The following is a 19,937-nucleotide window of genomic DNA, read 5'->3' as shown; positions in this document are numbered from 1 at the left end:
TCCACGGTACGGGCCCTAGACGGCCTCGGCGCGCCCGGTGAGCTCGGAGACGGCGGCCACGATGTCGGGCCAGAGGGGCTCGGGCAGGTCGTGCCCCATGCCGGGGAAGGTCAGCAGCTTGGCGCCCGGGATCGCGTCGGCCGTCGCGACGCCGCCGGGCGGCTGGATGAGCTGGTCCCGCTCCCCGTGGATCACCAGGGCCGGCACCGACAGCCCGCGCAGGGCGGGCGTGCGGTCGCCCGAGGCGAGGATCGCCGCGAACTGGCGGGCGAACCCGGCCGGGTCGTAGGAGCGGTCGAAGGCGCGCCCGGCGAGCGCGGCCACCCGTTCCTCGTCCATCGGGTACCCGGGCGAGCCGAGCACCCTGGCCGACTCGACCGCCCGGCGCACGACGGCGTCGCGCTCCGGCAGCGAGGGCGCCAGCAGCGCGGCCAGCGCCTGCTCGGTCGGCGCGCCGACGTACGGCGAGGGCGTGGACATGACCGAGGTGAGGCTGCGCGTCCTGGCCGGGTGCCGTACGGCGAAGGACTGCGCGATCATGCCGCCCATCGAGACGCCCAGCAGGTGGGCGCCCTCCCAGCCGAGGGCGTCCAGCAGCCCGGCGGTGTCGTCGGCCATGTCCTCCACCAGGTACGGCGCCGCCACGGGCCCGCCGCCGAGCGCCTGGCCGAGGTCGGGGACCCCCGCGGCGCGCAGGTGCGTGGACAGCCCCGCGTCCCGGTTGTCGAACCGGACGACGTGGTGCCCGTGCTCGGCGAACATCGCGCAGAGCCGCTCGTCCCACTGGATCATCTGCGCGCCGAGACCCATGATCAGTAGCAGCGGGCGCCCGCTCGGGGCGCCGAAGGTGTCGTAGGCCAGGTCGATGCCGTTGACCGTCACGCGGTTCATGCGACCAGAGTGACATTCGGTTTCCCGTGCCGACAAGGCCGCTCCGGCGTGTCCGGTTCACTGCCGCGGTGACGAGGTCCGGGCCGGCGCCAGGGCGACGGGCCGGGCGGCTCAGCGGGCGTACCTGGCCACGGCCTCCTCGACCGGGACGTCGCCCTGGACCAGTTCCAGCGTGCGGCCGGCGGTGCCGGGCGTGTCCAGCAGCGCGACGATCACCGCGGCGACGTCGTCCCGGGTGACCGTGCCGCGCGGCACGCGCTCGTCCAGGCGCACCGCGCCCACGCCCGGGGCGTCGGTGAGCCCGCCCGGGCGCAGGATGGTCCAGTCCAGGTCGCGCGCCCGCAGATCGTCCTCGGCGTCGCCCTTGGCCCGGATGTAGGCGGCCCAGACCTCGTCGGAGCCCTCGCGGGGCGACGCGTCCGCGCCGATCGCGGAGATCTGCACGAAGCGCGGCACGCCCGCCCGCTCGGCGGCGTCCGCGAGCAGCACCGACGCCGCGCGGTCCACCGTGTCCTTGCGCGCGGCGCCGCTGCCCGGCCCGGCGCCGGCCGCGAACACCACCGCGCCCGCGCCCCGCAGGTGGGAGGCGACCTCCTCGACGCCGGCGCCCTCCAGGTCGCAGAGCACCGGGCGGGCCCCGGCCGCCTCGAGGTCGGCCTCGTGCCCGGGGTTCCTGATCAGGCCCACCGGCTCGTCGCCACGCCCCGCCAGCAGGCGCTCCAGGCGCAGCGCGATCTTGCCATGTCCCCCCGCGATGACCACACGCATACGAGCCGCCCTTCGATCGCCTGAGCCGGTCATCCCCTGCCGCGTGTCCCGGCACTCAAATCATGCGGCACGCGGCCCCGCCGCGGGCCCGGTGCGGCGAAGCTCCTGGAAAACGGTGACGCGCCGGACGACCAGGACCGCCAGCACGGCCGCGGCGAGCCCGGCCGCGGTCGCGGCCACCTCGACGAGGGCGGCGGCGCGCAGGTCCTCCAGGTCGTCCTCGCGGAAGAAGACGCGCTCCAGGGTCCACGGGACGATGGTCGAGCACAGCCACGCCATCCACCACACCCGCACCAGGGCGGGACGACGCGCGCGCACGGTGACCGGCTCCCCCTGTGAGGCCAGCCAGATGTCGTCGACGACCCCCTTGGGCACGAAGAGGCTCACCACCGGCAGGATCCATCCGAAGACCAGCCACAACTTGGCGTAGCGGTGCCGAAGAGTGCTCATGGCCTTGGCGTTGGCGCGGGCGCGGAACAGCCACACCACGAAGACCACCCCGGCCACCGCCTGCGCGAGGAACCCGACAAGCCAGCTCAGGGCGTACAGTTCGTCGTTCGCGTCGAGCGCGCCCTGCGGCACGTCCTTCCCGTCGAGCACGGAGCCGATCACGATCACGCGGGTCACGGCGACCACCTCGCCGAAGAGCGCCGTCACGCACCAGAGGCCGAGCGTCACCGTCACCGCCAGCGTGAGCCCCTGGATGGGGCGCACCACGCGCGCGGGCGCGGCCGGGCCGTGCGACGCCTCCCATGGGGAACGGCCCAGCGGAGGAACCGGAACGCCTTGGACCGACGGCGCGGCGGAGGCCGTGCCGTCGGCGGCGCGGGCGTCCGTGGGGACACTCGCGTGCGCGTCGGAGGGGCGGTGACAGGTGGGGCAGAAGGCGGCGTCGGAGGGTAACGCGTATCCGCATTGCACGCAGGCCATCAGGTCTCCAATTGTGCATATCACCGGGGAAAGGAGGCCAATGGTAGGGCGCGTCACCCTGACCCGTCATCCCACTTTTTGTGAAATAGGGTTTTATCGCGTGATATACGGAGAATGCCGAAAAGCGGCCCGTACGGCGGGAAGGACCTCCGCGCCCAGACGCGCCACGTTCGCCCGGGTCAGCTCCGGGTCGCCCGTACCCTCCACCAGAAGGATCAGGTGCCGCACACCGGTGCGCCGGATCGTGGCGATCATGGTGTCCGCGCAGTGGGCGGGCGAGCCGACCGGGTGCAGACGGCACAGCAGGTCGGCGTACTCGTGGGGGTCCCGCGGCCGGTAGGGGCGGCCGTCGACGGGCCGGTACCCGGCCAGGCCGGGCGCGAGCCACCGGGGCAGCGACCTCCGCATCTCCGCCACCGCCTCGGCGGTCGTGTCCGCCACGTGGGCGACACCGGCCGCGACGTGTCCCGCCCGCCCGGGTCCTCCGGCGTGCGCGGGTGACCCTCCGGCGGCCTCGGCGTGCTCGCGGACCATGGCGGCCTTCTCGGCGTCGCCGACGTGCATGCCGAGCAGCAAGGGAAGCCCCCGGGACGCGGCCAGGCGCGCGGTCAGGGGCGAGGTGGCGGCCACGACCGGCAGGAACGGCCCGCCGGGCCGTGGCACGATCTCGACCTCGCGGAAGCGGAAGGCCGGACCGTCCGACGACACGCGGGGGCGGTTCAGCGCGGCCAGCAGCAGGTCGAGGCTCTCGGCGAAGCCGTTCTCGAAGCGGTCGAGACCGGTGCCGAACACCTCCAGGTCCACCCACGGCCCGCCGCGCCCCACGCCGAGCCGGAACCGGCCCCCCGACACCCGGTCCAGCAGTGCGGCCTCCTCGGCCAGCGCCACCGGATGCCGGGTGGACAGCACACTCACCGCCGTGCCGACGCCCACGCGCTCGGTCCTGCCGAGGACGTATCCGGCCAGCGTGACGGCCGAGGGGCACACGCCGTAGGACATGAAGTGGTGCTCGGCGATCCACACGTCGTCGAACCCGGCCCGCTCGGCGGCCACGGCGGTGTCCACCGCGGACGTGAGCACCTCCCCGTGATCCCGCCCGGGGAAACCCGCGGCCAGCAGGAAGACCCCTATGCGCACATCGTCCGCCACGCCTCAACTGTGCCACCGGCGCGGCCGTCGATCACCCCCGTCATGGACGGGACGCCTCGCACGCGAGTCCGGCCGCGCGGGGCCTGGCCGCGCCGGCCCGGCGGCCCGCACGGCGGTGGGCCGGTCAGCCCCCCTGGTCGCCCGCGAGCATGGTCGGGCTGTCCTCGTGGACGGTGCCCTGCACGCCGACGCCCGTGTGCCGCTCGGGCCCCGACCGGCCGTAGGGCCGCTTGGCGGGCCCCTCGGTACCGCCCTTCTCGAGTCCGGGCTCCTGCTCGCGCTGGGCGATCTTCTCGGCCCTGCCGGTCATGCTCGGGCCGACGCCGAGCGGCGCGGTGGCCTCGGTGTCGGTCGAGGGCACCCCCTCGCGCTCGACCTCGGTCACGACGCGCGGTGGACGCCTGTCGCCGAGCGGCGGGCTCGCGAACGCGCGGTCCCCCGCCATGGCGACCTGGGCGCGGACCTTCCTGCGCAGTTCGTCCAGGTCCACCCTGCGGCCGGCGCTCTCCGTCCCGAATGGCGTGGTCATGACATCGTCACCCCCGTTGAGCACGTCGTTCATCCGAGATTCTTCACATACGTCGACCTACCCAGGCCCGCGCCCGCGGATGCGCGACGGCGGTCCGCGGCGTGCGGCGTCCCTCCCTGGCGGGCGGCCCGGCAAAGAATTCCTTGCCAGACGCACGGCGCGGGCGCATCATGTGTCCAGAACCCCCGCTACGCAAGGTAGTCGCTCGATCACATTCCCGACATGGCGCGCGGAGGGCGGACGTGACCACAGGAACGCCGGGCCGCTGACGGTCCCGGCCGAGCCGGAGGGCACGGTGACCTCGATCGACGACACGTCGGGTAGCACACCCCGGTCGGGGCTAAGGTTCGCCCATGGTTACCGACACGAACGCAGTACGACAGGCCGTCATCCTGGCCGGTGGCCAGGCGACCCGGCTGCGGCCCTACACCGACGACCGCCCGAAGGCGATGATCCCCGTCGCCGAACGGACGATCTTGGAATGGCAGCTGGACTGGCTCGCCGCGCAGGGCATCGAGCATGTGGTGGTGTCGTGCGGCTACCGGGCCGACGTCCTCCAGGACCACCTCAGCGGCCACTCCTACCCCATGAAGATCGAGGTGGCCGTCGAGTCGGAACCCCTCGGCCGGGGCGGGGCCCTGCGGTTTGCCGCGGACCACCTGCCGGGCCGCGGTCACCGGTGGCTGGCCCTCAACGGCGACGTGCTCACCCGTTTCCCGCTGGAGGAGATCGTGGAGCGGCACGTCACCGCCGCGGCGATGGCCACCATCGCCCTCGCCCAGTACCGGACCACCTGGGGCATCGCGACCCTGGACGACCATGACCGCATCGTCGGGTTCGTCCAGTCGCCGCGTCTGCCGTACTGGATCAACGGCGGCATCTACGTCTTCGAACCCGACGTGATCCCGCTGCTGCCGGAGAAGGGCGACCACGAGGACACCACGTTCCCCCAGCTCGCGGTCGACAAGCGGCTCGCCGCCTACAAGATCAACGGCTACTGGCGGGGCGTGGACACGATCAAGGACGTCAACGAGGCAACCGAGGAGGTCAGCCGGCTGGGCTGGTGACCTCCCGAAGGGAGAATCCGCCATGGCGGAAGTCATGCTCGCCGACTCCAAGCTCGCCCGATTCGTCGCGATGCTCGCCCGCGCCGCCGAGACGCGACCCGACACCACTCCCACCCTCCCGCCCGTCAAGGTCTCCGAGCCGGCCACCGACCTGAACGGATGACCTGAGCGACGTCCGGGGGCGGCCGCGCTCCGCCGCCCCCGGAGGTCCACGAGCGGGAGGGCCTCATGGAGATACGCTGGCGCGACCTGGTGATCTGCGACTACGAGATCGACCTGATGGAGGGCGCCGCCGGGCGCGGCGCGCTCGTCGAGTACGACCTGTACGGCAGGGGGTTGCGCGTCGCGCCCCGCGTGCTGCTGGACGACCCCGCGCCACTCGGCCGCGTCCGCCGCCCCGGCGTGGTCGACGTCCCCGCGGCACGCTACGACCTCTTCTGCGCCGCCGTGCGCGACCGGCTGCTCACCCTGGACGGCGCCCTCGCCGCCAGAGCCGCCTTCGACGACGCCCGGCGCGCGCTCACCGCCGGCCTCGCCCTCCTGGAGGAGCACCTCGCCGGCGCGGCCCCGCCTCCCCCGCTGCGGGACCTCGCGGCGGCGATGGACGCGGTGATGGCGTTCCACACCCTCAACTGGCTGCTCCCCCGCGAACGCGCCGAGGACCACCTGAGCGCGGTGCTCGGCGACAGGACGGCGGGCCGCGCCTGCCTGCTCGCCCAGATGGTCCCGGCCGAGCCCGCCCACCTGCTGGACGTGCACGCCTGGCTGCTGGAGTGCGCCGCCGACGCGGACGCGGAGACCTTCGCCAGGCGCGGCGGCTTCCTGCAGCGCCAAGGGCTCGCGGCGACCCCCTGGGAGGACCCGCGCCACGCCTCGGCGCTGCTGGAGCGCCTGGCCCGCGAGGGAGAGGACCATCTGACCGCGCAGGTGTCCGCGTTGCGCGACAGCCATCGCCGCGCGTCCGCGCGACGCGACGACCTGTACGCGGCCGCGCTGCTGGCCTGCGCGGGCGACCACGCCGCCCACGAGACCACCCAGGCGATCGGCGTGGCGTGCGAACTGGCCGCCGACGAGGAGGAGTTCCGCAAGGTCGCCCAGCAGCGCCTGCTGCGGGCGCTGCGCCTGCTCGCGCAGACCCATCACTGGGACGCGTTCACGCTCACGCTGGACGGGTTCGCCGCCGCGTTCGAGGAGGTCGCGTGCGCGCGTTGATCGACGCCGAGGATCCGTCGCGGCACGGGGGCAAGGCCGTCGCGCTCGCCGTCCTGGCCCGGGCCGGGCTGCCGGTCCCGCCCGGGATCGTGCTGGACGTCGAGGAGGTCGCCGCCGTCGGCGAGGGCCGGGCGTCCGGCCTGGTCGAGGGCATCGCGGCGTGGGCGCGGGCGCGCGCGCCGCACGGCGTGGTGGTGCGCTCCTCGGCTCCGGCCGAGGACGGCGCGCACGCGAGCTTCGCCGGGCTGTTCGCCTCGCGCTTCGCCGCGCCGACCGTGGAGGCGGTCGGGCGCGCCGTCGCGGAGGTGCGCGCCTCCGCCACCGGCCCCGCCGTCACCGGGTACGCCGCCGCGCGCGGCCTGCCGCCGCCCACGGGGATGGCCGTCCTCGTGCAGCCCGCGATCCGGCCGTGGAGCGCGGGGGTGCTGTTCACCCGCTGGGGCGAGGACTGGCGGATCGAGGCCACGCTCGGGCTGGCCGTCCTGCTCGTGAACGGCGAGGTCCGGCCGGACGTCCACACCGGGCGGGGCGAGCGGATCGCGGAGAAGTACGTCGTCGCGCTGCCCGCCGCGCCCGAGGAGGCCGGCCTGCCGCCCGGCGAGTGGATCTCCTGGCCCGCCGGCGGCCGGTCCAAGCTCGTGTTCAGCGGCGACCATCTGGTCTACGCGCGTCCGTCCACGACGACCGGCCGCGCCCCGGCCCTGGACCTGGCCGGCGTGACCGCCGTCCGCGACCTCGGACGCCGAGCCACCGAAATCCTCGAACGCGACGCCCTGGACATCGAATGGGCCCGCGACCACCACGCCCACCTCTGGCTCCTCCAAGCCCGCCCCGCCACCACCCCCGCGCTTCCCGGAGAGGCGTCCCCCTCCGACGACCCGGCGCCTTCTGGGGAGGCGGTCCCCTTCGGTGGGCGGGTGCTGGCCGGGGAGGCGGCCTCGCCGGGGGTGGCGGCGGGGGTGGCGGCGGTGATCCTGGACGCGGCCGGCGCGGGGGGCATGCCGGACGGCGGCGTGCTGGTCTGCGGTCCCGCGCGTCCCGAGCTGGTGCCCGCGCTGGTGAAGGCCGCCGCGATCGCGTGCGCCGACTCCGGCCTGCTCTGCCACACCGCGATCGTGGCCCGCGAGCTCGGCAAGCCCTGCGTGACCGGCCTGCTCACGGCCCCCGAGGTCGTCAGGGACGGCGACCTCGTCACCGTCGACGGCGACCGCGGCCTGCTCCTCCTCGACCCGGACGAACTCCCGGCCGAGCCCCCCGCGCCCCGCCCACCTCCCACACCCCGCGGCCTGCGGGTGGTCTCCAGGCTCCCCGCCACCCCGGAGCCGTGCGTCCTGGCCGTCGACCACCACACGCGCCCCCTGCTGACCGACCCCGGCGCACTCGCCCGGCACGGCGTTCTGGGAGTCCTGCTCCCCGAGGGCGAGCCCACGGAGGAGGCGGTCCAGGTGAGCCCGCCCGGCGCGCCGGCCCGGCACGGCGTGCCGGGGGTCCTGGTTCCCGAGGGCGAATCCGCGGAAGAGGCGGCCCAGGTGAGTGCGCTCGCCGACGGCGGACTGGTGCGATGGTTCTCCGCGCCCCAGCCTCTCCCTCACGAACTCTGGGCGGGCGACCCCACGACCCACGTCACGCACCGGCGGCTGGCCCCCTCGGCATCGCCCGCGCCCTGCCGCACACCTCCCGACAGGCCCCCATCCCCGCCCGGCACGGCGGTCTCCGCGCCTGTGACGGTGTTCGCCGACGCCTACCTCACCGGGCGGTTCGACGCCTCGCCTCTGCGGCGGGTCATCGAGCGGGTGGCCGGTCTGCCGACGGTCACCGCGGTGGACGTGTGGGCCGACGTCGCGCCCAAGTCGCTCGGCGTCCCCACCGGCGTCGCGGTGACCACGTCCGCCGACGACCCCATGGTCTACCCGACCGCCGTCACCGACATCGCCTGCGGCTTCGCCGTGATCGCCACCGGTGTGGACCCGTCGGGCTGGAGCCGGGAGCGCGCCGGGCACGTGTTCGCCGGCATCAGAGCGGCCATCGCCGTCACCTCCCCCGGCAGGATCGCGCCGGACGTCGACATCGACGCGGTCCTCGAAGGCGGGCTGACCGCGCTGCCCGGCCCCGCCGGGTACGACCCGGGCCCCGGGGCGGAGCAGCCCGCGGGACTGCGCGGAGACGCGAGCCTGTTCGACGCGGGCCTGCGCCGGCTCCTGGCCGACCACGCCGGGTCGGTCTCCGGTCACTTCGTGGCCCTCTACACCGCCCAGCCTCTCACCCCATCGGCCGACATGCCGGACATGCTCAACATGGCCAACATGGCGGACATGTGCGGCGTGGTGGACGGCGAGTTGGTGATCGTCGTGCACACCGGGGCGCCGGCGATCCGTGCCTGGGCCTACGAGAACCTGTTCGGGCCCATGGCCCGGCGCTGCCTGGACCTGCGCCTGGTCGAGCCGAGCCTGGTGGGAGAGCACCAGCTGTTCGGGCTGCCGGCGAGCGACCCGCTGTCCCAGGCGTTCCTGCGGTTCGCCGACACCGCGGTCCTGTACGGGTACGCGACCCGGCACCTGTGCGCCGAGGCGATCCTGACGGCCCTGGAGCGCCACCACCCGCGCCGCGTCGCCGCGCCGCGGCTGCTCCGCCACACCGGCCACGGCTGGTACGAGCATGGGCCGGGGAGGCTGCGCTCCGGCCGCGGCATCCAGCCGCTGACCGGGCCGGACGGCGAGGCGCGTCCGACGCTCGTGATAGGGGCCGACCGCACCCACTCCTATCTCGTCGCGCCCGGCCCGCACGGCGACCTGACGGGAAACCTCGTCGGGCACGGCATCCCCATGTGGGCGCATGACCGCCCGGTGGCGGCCCCGCCCGGCCTGCCCGACCCGTCGTGGCTGCCCGCCAACACCCCGCTGGACCACCGGCTGTGGCGGGACGGCGTCGCGAACCTGGAGCTGACCGTGGCCTCGCTGGCCTCGACCGGCGTGGCCCGCCCCGTCGTCCGTCTGCTGCCCTGGGCGAACTACAAGGAGACCCGCGTCGATGCCGTCACCCGCCCCCGAGCCTGAGCTGTCGGTCGTCATCCCCGTGCGCGGTGGCCACACCGGCATGACCGCCACCCTGGACGTCGTCAGGGCCGCCTGGCCGGATTCGGAGATCCTCGTCGTCACCGACCCCGCGACGCCCGGCCCCGCCGCCGCCGCGACGCGCTCCTACGCGCTCACCGTGGACGCCCGCGTGCGGCTGCTGGAGGCGCCGGGGGCCAAGGCCGCCGCCGTCCGGCACGGCCTCGCCCAGGCGCGCGGCCGGATCGTGTCCTACCTCGACGCCGACCACGGGTGGGAGGCGGGGCCGGACGACCTGCGCGCGATGGTCGCCCGCGTGCGGGACGGCGAGGCCGACTGCCTGGTGGCGCAGCGCGACCAGCACGACTGGAGCGCTACGCGCCGGGCGAAGACCAACGGGTTCGTCCGCCTGACGCGCCTGCTGTTCCCGCGCCTGCCCGTGCGGGACACCCAGACGCCGCTGAAGGTCATGACCCGCGCCGCCGCGCGCGCCGGGCTGGCCCGGTCGTCGTGGCGCTCGTGGGCGTTCGACGTCGAGCTCCTGCACACTCTTGCCGCGCGGGGGTACCGGGTCGCCGGGCACCCGGTGCGGTGGAAGGGCGGCGGCGGTGAGCTGCCGTGGGCGTCGGCCGTGCTCATCGCGCTCATGGCCCCCGGCATGGTCCGCGGCCTGCTGGCCGCGCGGGTGCGCACCCTGCTGCGCCCGGCGCGCCGCGACCGGGCGTTCAGCAGATACGCGGCAGAGGATCGCCCACGAGCACGTCGACGATCCGCGTCCCCCCGAAGGCGGTCCTGAGCAGCACGAGGCCGGGCGGGTCCTGCGCGATCCGCCCGATCACGGCCGCGCCCGCGCCGAGCGGGTGCGCGCGCAACGCGTCCAGCGCGGCGGGCGCGGCGCCGGAGTCCACGACGGCGATCATGCGTCCTTCGCAGGCGACGTACAGCGGGTCGATGCCGAGCAGCTCGCAGGCGCCGCGCACCGCCGGCCGCACCGGGACGGCGTCCTCGTCGAGCACGACCGCGGCCTCGGACGCTCCGGCGATCTCGTTGAGCACGGTCGCCACCCCGCCCCGCGTGGGGTCGCGCAGGCAGCGCACCTGCCCTTGACCACAGGAGTCGAGCAGGCAGGCGACCAGGCCGGCCAGCGGGGCGGTGTCGGAGGTGAGGTCGGCCTCGATGTCCAGCTCGCCCCGGGCGAGCATGACCGTGACGCCGTGCTCGCCGATCGGTCCCGACACGATGACGGCGTCCCCGGGCCGCGCGGCGGAGGCCCGCAGCCGGACCGCCGGGTCGACGGTGCCGACCCCGGCCGTGGTGATGTAGCAGCCGTCGGCCTTGCCGCGCTGCACGACCTTGGTGTCGCCGGTGACGATCGGCACGCCGGCGTCCCGCGCGGCCCGCGCCATCGAGGCGGTGACGCGGCGCAGGTCCTCGACGGGGAAGCCCTCCTCCAGGACGAACGCCGCCGACAGGTACGACGGGCGGGCGCCGCACATGGCGAGGTCGTTGACGGTCCCGTTGACCGCCAGGTCCCCGATGTCGCCGCCGGGGAAGAACAGCGGGGTCACCACGTAGGCGTCGGTGGTGAACGCCAGCCCGTCGGCCACCGCCCCGTCGGCGAGCGGGGCCAGCAGCGGGTTGGAGAACGCCTCCAGGAAGACGGCCTCGATGAGCGTGCGCGTGGCCTTCCCCCCGGCGCCGTGCGCGAGCGTGACCAGTTCCTCGCGCACGCGGGGCTTGCGGCGGCGTACCCGCTCGATCCGTTCCAGCACCTGCTCCTCGCCGCTCACGGCCGCTCCCCGTCCCCCGCCGTCCCGGTCAGCGTCGCCTCGCGCACCCGGTCGCGCGAGAACCGGCCGAAGTTGTAGTAGGCCGCGCAGGCCCCCTCCGACGACACCATGCACGTGCCGATCGGGGTCTCGGGGGTGCAGGCCGTGCCGAAGACCTTGCACTCCCAGGGCTTGAGCACGCCCTTCAGCACCTCGCCGCACTGGCACGCCTGCGGGTCGGCCACGCGCACGCCGGGAACGCCGAACACCTGCTCGGCGTCGAACTCGGCGTACCGGTCGCGCATCCGCAGCGCCGACTCCGAGATGAAGCCGAGCCCGCGCCACTCGAAGGTCGGGCGCACCTCCATGACCTCGTCGATCACGGCCAGCGCCTTGAGGTTGCCCTCCCACGGCACGACCCGGGCGTACTGGTTCTCGACCTCCGCGCGCCCCTCGGCGAGCTGGACCAGGTTCTGGTACACCGCCTGCAGCACGTCCAGGGGCTCGAAGCCCGCGACGACCAGCGGCTTGCCGTGGTCGCGGGCGATGAAGCGGTACGGCAGGCAGCCGATCACCGCCGAGACGTGACCGGGGCCGATGAACCCGTCCAGCCGCAGGTCGGGCGAGTCCAGGATGGCGTTGATGGCCGGGATGATCATCACGTGGTTGCAGAACACCGAGAAGTTGGTGACGCCCTCGGCCCGCGCGCGCAGCACCGTCATGGCCGTGGACGGGGCCGTGGTCTCGAAGCCGATCGCGAGGAACACCACCCGCCGGTCCGGATTCTCGCGGGCGATCTTCAGCGCGTCGAGCGGCGAGTACACCATGCGGATGTCCGCGCCGCGGGCCGTGGCCTCCAGGAAGGTGCCGCGCCCGCCGGGGACGCGCATCATGTCGCCGAAGGTGGCCATGATGACGCCGGACTGCTCGGCGATGTGGACGGCGTCGTCCACCCGGCCCATCGGGATCACGCACACCGGGCACCCGGGCCCGTGGACGAGCGTGACCGTGGCGGGCAGGTGGTCCTCCAGGCCGTGCTTGTAGATGGTGTGGGTGTGGCCGCCGCAGACCTCCATGAACTTGTACGGGCGGCCGGGCTCGCACAGCGCGGCGATCCGCGCGGCCAGGGCCCTGGCCTTGCCGGCGTCGCGGTACTCGTCGACGAAGCGCACCGCGCCTCACCCCTCTTCGATCATCGAGTCGCGCAGCGCCGCCATCTCGTCCTCGTACGCCTGGCCGATGCCGGTGAGGAAGTCCATCGCCGACTTGGCCTCCGCCTCGTCGATCTTCGACAGCGCGAAGCCGACGTGGATGAGGATCCAGTCGCCCGGTGCGAGCGGCTCCCCCTCCAGCAGGCCGATGTTGATGGCGCGCCGCACCCCGCTCACGTCGACCTGCGCCAGGTCAGGACGATCCTTGAGGATCTCCACGATCTCCCCGGGAATTCCCAGGCACATGCGCCGCCTCCGCGAGCTGGATGGATTCGAGGACGAGGTCGTCGCCCCCTTCGACGTCGACGTCGGTGTCCCCGCAGTGGGGGCAGACCGCGTACGGGTCCACCGACGTGGCGGTGTCGCCGCAGGCCCGGCAGGTGAGCCGCACCGGGATCGTCACCAGGTCGAGCTGCGCGCCCTCGGCGACCGTCCCTTCGGCGACCAGCGAGAACGCGTCGTTGAGCGAGGGCTCGGCGACGCGGAGCAGCGCGCCCACCTGGACGCGCGCCCGGCGTATGCGCCGGCCGTCCGCGCGGCCCTCGACCGCGGCGAGGATCGACTCGGCGATCCCGAACTCGTGCACGATCAGTTCACCTCGTTTCCCGAGAGTTGCCCGCGCCGGTCACATGCTCCGGATCTTCATGTACCGCTTGATGTCCGGAATCGACTGGTAGACCATGACGCCGGCCGCGACCAGCGCCGAGATCATCACGAGACGCTTCATCATGGTGGTCCTCCTTCCGCGCGGCGCCTGGCGGCGCCGCGGCCGTCCGTTCCGCGATCTTTTCCGTGGCCGGGTCCGCGGCTCGTGCGGTGGCGAGGTCCGCGACCAGTTCGAGCACCAGGTCCGCGGCGGGGCCGACCGCCTCGGACACCGGCGGGCTCAGTTCCATGCCGGGCGAGAGGTCGCGCGGCTCGCACCCGACGACCAGCACCCGCCCGGGGGCGCCGCCGAGCGCGACCGACAGGGCCAGCACGGCGTCGGGGGTCATGTCGTGGGCGTCGGCGAACACCGGCGGGGCCTCGGCCGGCTCGGGCCGCAGGACGTACAGCGTGCCCGCGGGCCCGCCGCGCGCGACCGCGTCCACGATGACCGCGCCGTCGTAGGCGCCGCCGGTCAGCTCGTAGGCCAGGTGGACGCCGCGGATGCCGAAGTCGCCCACCACGGCCCCGGCGGGCAGGTCCGCGCCGGCCAGCCGCCGCGCCACCGCGACGCCGAAGCCGTCGTCGCCGAGGAACACGTTGCCGACCCCGGCCACCAGGACGTTCACGCGTCCCCCTCCCCCGGAGGCTCCGCCAGCGGCTCGACCTCGTCCGGCGCGAAGTACAGGTAGCGGCCGTGCGAGCGGTGCAGGTCGGCCCCGGGGTCCTCCTCCAGCGTCACGGCGAGGTGGGGCGCGCCGTCCACGTCGGACAGGACGGCCTCCACGCGCGCGGTCCTGCCCGCGAGGAACATGTCGTGGGCGTCGGCGCGCCGCCGTCCCGGCGTCAGCCGCACCCGGCTGCCCTTGGCGACGCTGACCCCGGCGACGGTCACGGTGTCGGTGTCCGGCGACACCTCGGCGTCGGCGGCCGGGTCCCACCACGGCGTCGCGGGGTCGTGGCGCATCGCGCCGTGCAGGCGTTCCATCATCTCCGGCGGCAGCTCGCCGGCCAGGCGGACGATCTCCGCGGCGCGCGGGTCGGTGGCCATCGCCTCCCGCTTCTCCTCCTCGGTGAGCGTCCGGGTGCGCAGGTGGAGCAGCTCGTCGATCTCGGTCGCGTCGCACAGGTCTCCGGGGCTCTCGGGGGCGACGCGCGGGTGGTCGTAGAGGATGATCGGCGAGGACAGCACGGCGTCGCGCCCGCCGGACCCGCCCACCAGCACCGGCCAGGTGTTCTCGTTGACGCAGCCGCGCGCGGCCGGGCGCGCCCACTCCGGCGGGTCGGACAGCGACAGGAACCGGCCCGCGGTGACGCCGATGAGCAGGTGCGCGGCGACCAGCGAGTGCCGCAGCGCGTGCTCGCGCGTGCCGTCGCCCGCCCAGCCGGTGATGTTGCGGGTGCGGACGCGCAGCTTCACCAGCCCTTGGGGGCCCACGCCCGCCTCGGCCGCGACGTCCAGCACGGCGCGCAGCGGCCGGTGCTCGGTGACCACCCGGCCGAGCGGTTCCCCCGCGCCGGACACGACGGCCTCCTCGGACCGGTCCCCCGGCACGCGCACGGTCACCGTGCGCTCCACGCCGAGCAGGGCGGGCATGGCGAGCACGTGCTCCACCTCGCGCTCGGTGGCCTCGTCGAAGGTCAGGTGGCTGCGCTCGCCGGCGTCCAGGCGGGCCACGGGGACGAAACCGCCGCCGTCCGAGCGCTCCACCCTGCGCTCCTTGACGTGCAGGAACCTCAGGCGCAGCCGCACCAGCGCGTTGGCCGCGCCGTCGAGCAGGCATTCCGTCACGCTGGCGGAGGGCTCGGAGGTCGCGGTGTAGGCGGGCGGGACGAGCACCCCGAACTGCCAGCGCACCCGGTTCTTGGCCGCCGAGGCCCGGTACGGGTACAGCAGATAGCCCTCGTACAGGACGGCGTCGGCGACCTTGCGGGCGTTGTCCATGGCCACGCTCATCGGCGCGCCTCCTTCAGCAGCGCTTCGACCGTCTCGTCCCAGGTGGCGAGGGCGCGGTCGGATTTGAACCGTTGCAGCGCGCGCAGGGTGTCGCGGTGCAGGCGCAGCCAGCCGCCGCCGGGGAAGTAGCGGTCCATCAGTTCCCGCCACACCGCCACGGGCAGCCCCTGGCGCGCCTCGCAGTGCCACGGGACCTGGCGCACGGTGAACCCCTCGCCGGACCTGGCGAACACCGTGCCGCTGAACAGCAGCAGCAGGGGCACCTCTCCGTCGTCGAGCGAGGCGAAGTACTTGCCCGCGGCGACCTCCAGGTCGTAACTGCACGGGACGGGCAGGTCCACCTCGGTGGAGCCGGTGAAGCGCGGCACCATGACCGAGACGGTGGCGAACTGCAGCGGCTTGACCGTGTCGCCCCACCGGGAGGGATGCCCGAACAGGTCGGCCAGCAAATCGCTCTCGGCGGGGCCGTGGCGGCGGCGCGCCGGCTCGATCCTGATCTGCACGCGCAGCGCGATGGCGTGCACCGACTCGCCGACGGGCTCGTGGACGCCGATGCGGAAGCACAGGGTGGGGGACGCGGCGTGCGGGTCGGCGCGCACGCCCAGGCACTCGAACCGGATCTCGGACCCGGCGGGTGTCTCCCGCGTCTCAGACACGACGGTCCTCCCCGGCGCGGGCGCGGATCTCGGCGAAGAAGCCGTCGATGGCCCGCCACGCCTCGGGGCCGCCGTGGAACCCCTTCCAGTGCAGGCGCACGAGTCCGACCAGCTCGTAGCAGGCGTCGATCGGCACCAGGTGGCAGGCGAGGCGCTCGGGGCCCCGGTCGACGAGGTACGCCTCGACGTCCGGCAGCGGGCGGGGCGCCTCGGGGTTGGCCGCGAGCACGTCGTCCCAGGCGTCCAGGGGGAGCAGCGACTCGGCGGCGCCCGCCGGGCTCGGGTAGAAGGCCACGTACCGGCCGAGCACCGAGTGGTGGAAGAAGAAGGCGGCGCGTACGGGGATCTGCAGGGCCTCCCAGTCGGCCGCGGTCAGCCGGAACCCCGGGAGGTGCAGGTGGCGCTCGGGCACGCCGCGGTAGCGCGCCCCCGGGCCGCTGCCGGGCATGACCAGCGAGCAGCCCCGGCACGTGCACAGCAGCGCCCGGGTCTGGACGTTCACGACGTGGCCGTGCCGCTCCTCCAGCGGCTCGGCGCACATCTCGCAGCGGGGCGTCTCCGGCGGCGGGGGCTCACGGAAGCGGCGCAGCCCGGCGGGCGGGCCCGCGGCGGTCACGGCGCGGCCTCCCCCGGCGGCCTGCGCCCGATCTGCAGCAGCGGCGGCGCCTCGGCCGCCTGCTCGACCTCGACGCGCGCCACCTCGGGCGCGGCGGCCAGGACCGCGTGCTCGACCGCCCCGGTGACCGCGGCCCGCGTGGAGGCGCACCCGTGGCCGGCGATCCGCAGCCGCACGACGCCCTGCCCGCCGCCGCGGTCCACGCCGAGCAGTTCGACGCCGTCCCCGAGGCGCCCGCGCACGCCGTCCAGCGCGGCGCGGACGCGCTCCTGGGTGCCGAGCGGGTGCAGGTCGTGCAGGACGAGCAGGCCGGAGACGACCTCGTCGGCGGTGAACCTGCGGAGCACCTCGGCCGCGTCGCACTCCACCACGACGCCGAGCATCCTCTCCAGCCCGGCGCCGTACAGGCCGACGAGCAGGCGCACCAGTTCCTCGGCCTTGTCCCTGGCGGCCGGGTCGGCGAGCGCGGCCAGCTCGTCGATCAGCGCCTCGGCGCGCTCGCCCGCCCGCCGCACGTCGAGGGCGGGCGCGTCGCCGGGCCCGCCCTCCCGGCGCGCGGCGCCGCGCGGCTCAGCTCGCACCGAACGCATGAGGGCTGTGTATCTTGCGCAGTTCCTTGCCGCCGCCGAGGTACATGTGCACCCCGCAGGGCAGGCAGGGATCGAAGCTGCGGACCGTGCGCATGATGTCGATCCCCTTGAAGTCGCCGGGCGGGTTCTCCTCGAAGATCGGCGTGTTCTGCACGGCGTCCTCGTACGGGCCGGGCACGCCGTTGCTGTCGCGGACGCTGGCGTTCCACGGCGTCGGCGGGTACGGGTGGTAGTTGGCGATCCTGCCGTTCCTGATCACCATGTGGTGGGACAGCACGCCGCGCACGGCCTCGGTGAACCCGCACGAGATGGCCTCCTCCGGCACCTCGAACGGCTCCCAGGTCTGGCTGTGTCCCCGCCTGACCTCGTCGAGGGCCTGCTCGGTGAAGTACACCGCGCACGCGGCGACGTACGCCTGGAAGTAGGACCTGGCCCGGTTGCGCTCCAGCGTGTTGGACAGCGGCTCGCCGTTCCACTGCGGGATCGTCCACTCCAGGGTCTTCTCCGGCAGCGTGGCCGTCTTCGGCAGGGTGATCTGGACGCTGTGGCCGGTGGCCTTGACGAAGCCGATGTCCACCTTGCCGTTCAGCGCCGTGGACCACAGCCGGGCGATCGGGCCGCCTCCGGTGTCCAGCGGGAGCATGTCCTGGCCGTCGAACCAGCGCGGCGACATCACCCAGCTGTACTTGTCCTTGAAGTCGCGCTTCTGCGGGCGCGGGATCGTGTGCTGGTTCCACGGGTGCCGCATGTCGACCGGGTTGCCGAGCGGGTCGTGGGTGACGAACGGCTCCTGGTCCTGCCAGTCCTCGTAGTAGGAGCTGCCGAGCAGGATGCGCATGCCGAGGTTGATGTCGACCAGGTCGTTGGTGACGAGCCTGCCGTCGACGATGACGCCCGGGGTGACGAACATCTTGTGGCCCCAGGCGTTCATGTTGTCGTAGGTGAAGTCGCAGTACGCGGGGTCGTTGAGCGAGCCCCAGCAGCCGAGCAGCACCCGGCGCCGTCCGACCTGCTCGTAGCCCGGCAGCGCGTCGTAGAAGAAGTCGAACAGGTCGTCGTGCATCGGCACGACCTTCTTCATGAACTCGACGTAGCGCATGAGCCGGGTGAGGTAGTCGGTGAAGAGCTGGACGGTCGCGACCGTGCCGACGCCGCCGGGGTACAGCGTCGAGGGGTGGACGTGCCGCCCTTCCATCAGGCAGAACATCTCGCGGGCCAGGCGGCTCATCACCAGCGCCTCGCGGTAGAACTCGCCCTCCAACGGGTTGAGGGAGCGCATGATGTCGGCGATCGTGCGGTAGCCGTGCTCGGCGGCGTGCGCGCATTCGGTGCGCTCGGCGAGTTCGAGGACGCCGGGGTTGGTCTCGCGGACCATCTTCTCGCAGTAGTCGACCCCCACCAGGTTCTCCTGGTAGATGTTGTGGTCGAACATGTACTCGGCGCACTCGCCCAGGTTGATGATCCACTCGGCGAGCGCCGGCGGACGCACGCCGTAGGCCATGTTCTGCGTGTAGACCGAGCACGTCGCGTGGTTGTCGCCGCAGATCCCGCAGATGCGGCTGGTGATGAAGTGGGCGTCGCGGGGGTCCTTGCCCTTCATGAAGATGCTGTAGCCGCGGAAGATCGACGACGTGCTGTGACACTCCGCGACCTTCTTCTGCGCAAAGTCGATCTTGGCGTAGATGCCCAGGCTGCCGACGATGCGCGTGATCGGGTCCCAGGCCATCTCGACCAGGTCGCTCTTCCGCTCCTTCGAGGTGGTCATCTCAGCTCCACGGGGCCTTGTATCCGGTGAGCAGCGCGCGGCCCTTGGCCCGCCACTTCGGCTCCTTGTCGACGGTCTTGAGCGTGATGTCGCGCAGCCTGCGGATGACGCCGCCGTACATGGTGCTGACCGTCGAGGACACGCGGGCGCCCGGCGGCTCGTCCATGAACGGCATGAACTTGTCCGGGAAGCCGGGCATCGTGCAGGCGATGCAGATGCCGCCGACGTTCGGGCAGCCGCCGATGCCGTTCATCCACCCGCGCTTGGGGACGTTGCACTTCACGACCGGGCCCCAGCAGCCGATCTTGACCAGGCACAGCGGCGAGCCGTACTCGACGGCGAACTGCCCCTGCTCGTAGTACCCGGCCCGGTCGCAGCCCTCGTGGACGGTCTGGCCGAACAGCCACGTCGGGCGCAGCGCCTCGTCCAGCGGGATCATCGGCGCCTGCCCGTTGAGCTGGTAGAGCAGGTACAGAAGGGTCTCGGACATGTTGTCCGGCTGGATCGGGCAGCCCGGCACGTTGACGATGGGGATGCCCGCCTTGGACCTCCACTCCCAGCCGAGGTAGTCGGCCAGGCCCATCGAGCCGGTCGGGTTGCCCGCCATGGCGTGGATGCCGCCGTACGTCGCGCAGGTGCCCGCCGCGATCACCGCCGTGGCCTCCGGCGCGAGCCGGTCCAGCCACTCGGGCAGGGTGATCGGCTGGCCGGTCTCGGGGTTGTTGCCGAACCCGGACCAGTAGCCCTCCTGCTTGATCGACTCGTTCGGGATGGACCCCTCGACGACCAGCACGAACGGCTCCAGGCCGCCCTCGGCCGCCAGGAAGTACCACTGGATCATGGCGTCGGCGCCCTGCATGGGCCCGCTGCAGTAGTCGATCAGGGGCCAGTGGACCTCCACCTTGGGCAGCCCGGGCAGGGCGCCGAGGACGATGTCCTCGATGGGCGGCTGCAGCGCCGCGGTGAGCGCCACCGAGTCGCCGTCGCAGCTCATCCCGGCGTTGATCCAGAGAATGTGGACGACGGGTTCGTCCCGCTCCCGCGTCGCGTTCCCCGTCTGCTTCGCCGTCGTCGCCATACCGCCTCCCCCTTCTCCCCGTTCTCCCGGCTGTCGATGGCCTCCGGTCACCGG

21 protein-coding genes are annotated in these 19,937 nt (G+C 73.8%); 5 read left to right on the top strand and 16 right to left on the bottom strand.

Annotated features, from left to right (window positions below; translation table 11 throughout):
- Nucleotides 1–15 precede the first annotated feature (15 nt).
- From BJ982_RS16085 to BJ982_RS16065, 5 genes are all read right to left on the bottom strand, one after another.
- Entirely contained in the window at nucleotides 16–891 is an 876-nt protein-coding gene (locus BJ982_RS16085; RefSeq protein WP_184880908.1) for an alpha/beta fold hydrolase, read from the bottom strand.
- A 111-nt stretch (nucleotides 892–1,002) separates the two neighbouring features.
- Complete coding sequence (locus BJ982_RS16080; protein WP_184880906.1) at nucleotides 1,003–1,659, bottom strand: NAD(P)H-binding protein; 657 nt, start codon at nucleotides 1,657–1,659, stop codon at nucleotides 1,003–1,005.
- 60 nt (nucleotides 1,660–1,719) lie between these two features.
- Nucleotides 1,720–2,589, bottom strand: coding sequence for a DUF4328 domain-containing protein (locus BJ982_RS16075; RefSeq protein ID WP_184880905.1), 870 nt, complete (start codon nucleotides 2,587–2,589; stop codon nucleotides 1,720–1,722).
- Nucleotides 2,590–2,682: 93 nt separating this feature from the next.
- Entirely contained in the window at nucleotides 2,683–3,738 is a 1,056-nt protein-coding gene (locus BJ982_RS16070; RefSeq protein ID WP_445009394.1) for an LLM class flavin-dependent oxidoreductase, read from the bottom strand.
- Between the two features lie 124 nt (nucleotides 3,739–3,862).
- Nucleotides 3,863–4,267 (bottom strand): hypothetical protein, encoded by a 405-nt coding sequence (locus BJ982_RS16065; RefSeq protein WP_184880903.1) that lies wholly within the window; start codon nucleotides 4,265–4,267, stop codon nucleotides 3,863–3,865.
- A 353-nt stretch (nucleotides 4,268–4,620) separates the two neighbouring features.
- Here BJ982_RS16065 and BJ982_RS16060 point away from each other — a divergent pair, with 353 nt between their 5' ends.
- The 5 genes from BJ982_RS16060 (at nucleotide 4,621) to BJ982_RS16040 (ending at nucleotide 10,392) form a co-directional block, all read left to right on the top strand.
- Nucleotides 4,621–5,334, top strand: coding sequence for a nucleotidyltransferase family protein (locus BJ982_RS16060; protein ID WP_184880901.1), 714 nt, complete (start codon nucleotides 4,621–4,623; stop codon nucleotides 5,332–5,334).
- 22 nt (nucleotides 5,335–5,356) lie between these two features.
- Nucleotides 5,357–5,497 (top strand): hypothetical protein, encoded by a 141-nt coding sequence (locus tag BJ982_RS16055; RefSeq protein ID WP_184612769.1) that lies wholly within the window; start codon nucleotides 5,357–5,359, stop codon nucleotides 5,495–5,497.
- Between the two features lie 65 nt (nucleotides 5,498–5,562).
- Nucleotides 5,563–6,546, top strand: a complete 984-nt coding sequence (locus tag BJ982_RS16050; RefSeq protein WP_184880899.1) for a hypothetical protein — start codon at nucleotides 5,563–5,565, stop codon at nucleotides 6,544–6,546.
- A complete protein-coding gene (locus BJ982_RS16045) occupies nucleotides 6,534–9,599 on the top strand; it encodes a PEP/pyruvate-binding domain-containing protein (protein ID WP_184880897.1) in 3,066 nt (1,021 codons plus the stop codon). The genes BJ982_RS16050 and BJ982_RS16045 overlap by 13 nt, the downstream gene beginning before the upstream one ends.
- Nucleotides 9,574–10,392 carry a glycosyltransferase family 2 protein gene (locus BJ982_RS16040; RefSeq protein ID WP_184880895.1) on the top strand — a complete coding sequence of 273 codons (819 nt, stop codon included), beginning with the start codon at nucleotides 9,574–9,576 and terminating at the stop codon, nucleotides 10,390–10,392. Before BJ982_RS16045 ends, BJ982_RS16040 begins: the two co-directional genes overlap by 26 nt.
- Here BJ982_RS16040 and hypE read toward each other — a convergent pair.
- From hypE to BJ982_RS15985, 11 genes are read right to left on the bottom strand one after another with little or no spacing between them, the layout of a single operon-like run.
- A complete protein-coding gene (gene hypE / locus BJ982_RS16035) occupies nucleotides 10,322–11,386 on the bottom strand; it encodes a hydrogenase expression/formation protein HypE (protein WP_275411676.1) in 1,065 nt (354 codons plus the stop codon). The genes BJ982_RS16040 and hypE overlap by 71 nt on opposite strands.
- On the bottom strand, nucleotides 11,383–12,537 hold the full coding sequence (gene hypD / locus BJ982_RS16030; protein ID WP_184880893.1) for a hydrogenase formation protein HypD: 1,155 nt from the start codon (nucleotides 12,535–12,537) through the stop codon (nucleotides 11,383–11,385). The genes hypE and hypD overlap by 4 nt, the downstream gene beginning before the upstream one ends.
- A gap of 6 nt (nucleotides 12,538–12,543) precedes the next feature.
- A complete protein-coding gene (locus BJ982_RS16025; protein WP_373869621.1) occupies nucleotides 12,544–12,795 on the bottom strand; it encodes a HypC/HybG/HupF family hydrogenase formation chaperone in 252 nt (83 codons plus the stop codon).
- Nucleotides 12,770–13,162, bottom strand: a complete 393-nt coding sequence (locus BJ982_RS16020; protein WP_184880888.1) for a hydrogenase maturation nickel metallochaperone HypA/HybF — start codon at nucleotides 13,160–13,162, stop codon at nucleotides 12,770–12,772. The genes BJ982_RS16025 and BJ982_RS16020 overlap by 26 nt, the downstream gene beginning before the upstream one ends.
- Nucleotides 13,163–13,169: 7 nt before the next feature.
- Entirely contained in the window at nucleotides 13,170–13,850 is a 681-nt protein-coding gene (locus BJ982_RS41090; RefSeq protein WP_203959016.1) for a hydrogenase maturation protease, read from the bottom strand.
- On the bottom strand, nucleotides 13,847–15,178 hold the full coding sequence (locus BJ982_RS16010) for a hypothetical protein (RefSeq protein ID WP_184880886.1): 1,332 nt from the start codon (nucleotides 15,176–15,178) through the stop codon (nucleotides 13,847–13,849). Before BJ982_RS16010 ends, BJ982_RS41090 begins: the two co-directional genes overlap by 4 nt.
- Entirely contained in the window at nucleotides 15,175–15,834 is a 660-nt protein-coding gene (locus tag BJ982_RS16005) for a DUF6084 family protein (RefSeq protein ID WP_184880884.1), read from the bottom strand. Before BJ982_RS16005 ends, BJ982_RS16010 begins: the two co-directional genes overlap by 4 nt.
- A complete protein-coding gene (locus tag BJ982_RS16000) occupies nucleotides 15,827–16,450 on the bottom strand; it encodes a DUF5947 family protein (RefSeq protein WP_203959017.1) in 624 nt (207 codons plus the stop codon). The genes BJ982_RS16005 and BJ982_RS16000 overlap by 8 nt, the downstream gene beginning before the upstream one ends.
- Entirely contained in the window at nucleotides 16,447–17,040 is a 594-nt protein-coding gene (locus BJ982_RS15995) for a NifU-related iron-sulfur-binding protein (protein ID WP_184880882.1), read from the bottom strand. Before BJ982_RS15995 ends, BJ982_RS16000 begins: the two co-directional genes overlap by 4 nt.
- Nucleotides 17,021–18,805: a nickel-dependent hydrogenase large subunit gene (locus tag BJ982_RS15990; protein ID WP_184880880.1), complete on the bottom strand. Its 1,785-nt coding sequence runs from the start codon at nucleotides 18,803–18,805 to the stop codon at nucleotides 17,021–17,023. The genes BJ982_RS15995 and BJ982_RS15990 overlap by 20 nt, the downstream gene beginning before the upstream one ends.
- A 1-nt stretch (nucleotide 18,806) precedes the next feature.
- Nucleotides 18,807–19,883, bottom strand: a complete 1,077-nt coding sequence (locus BJ982_RS15985; protein WP_184880878.1) for an NADH-quinone oxidoreductase subunit B family protein — start codon at nucleotides 19,881–19,883, stop codon at nucleotides 18,807–18,809.
- Nucleotides 19,884–19,937 lie beyond the last annotated feature (54 nt).

This window comes from Sphaerisporangium siamense (assembly GCF_014205275.1).
GTDB lineage: Bacteria > Actinomycetota > Actinomycetes > Streptosporangiales > Streptosporangiaceae > Sphaerisporangium > Sphaerisporangium siamense.
Note: the sequence above shows the minus strand (reverse complement) of the source record. Positions and strands in the feature narration are given on the sequence as shown.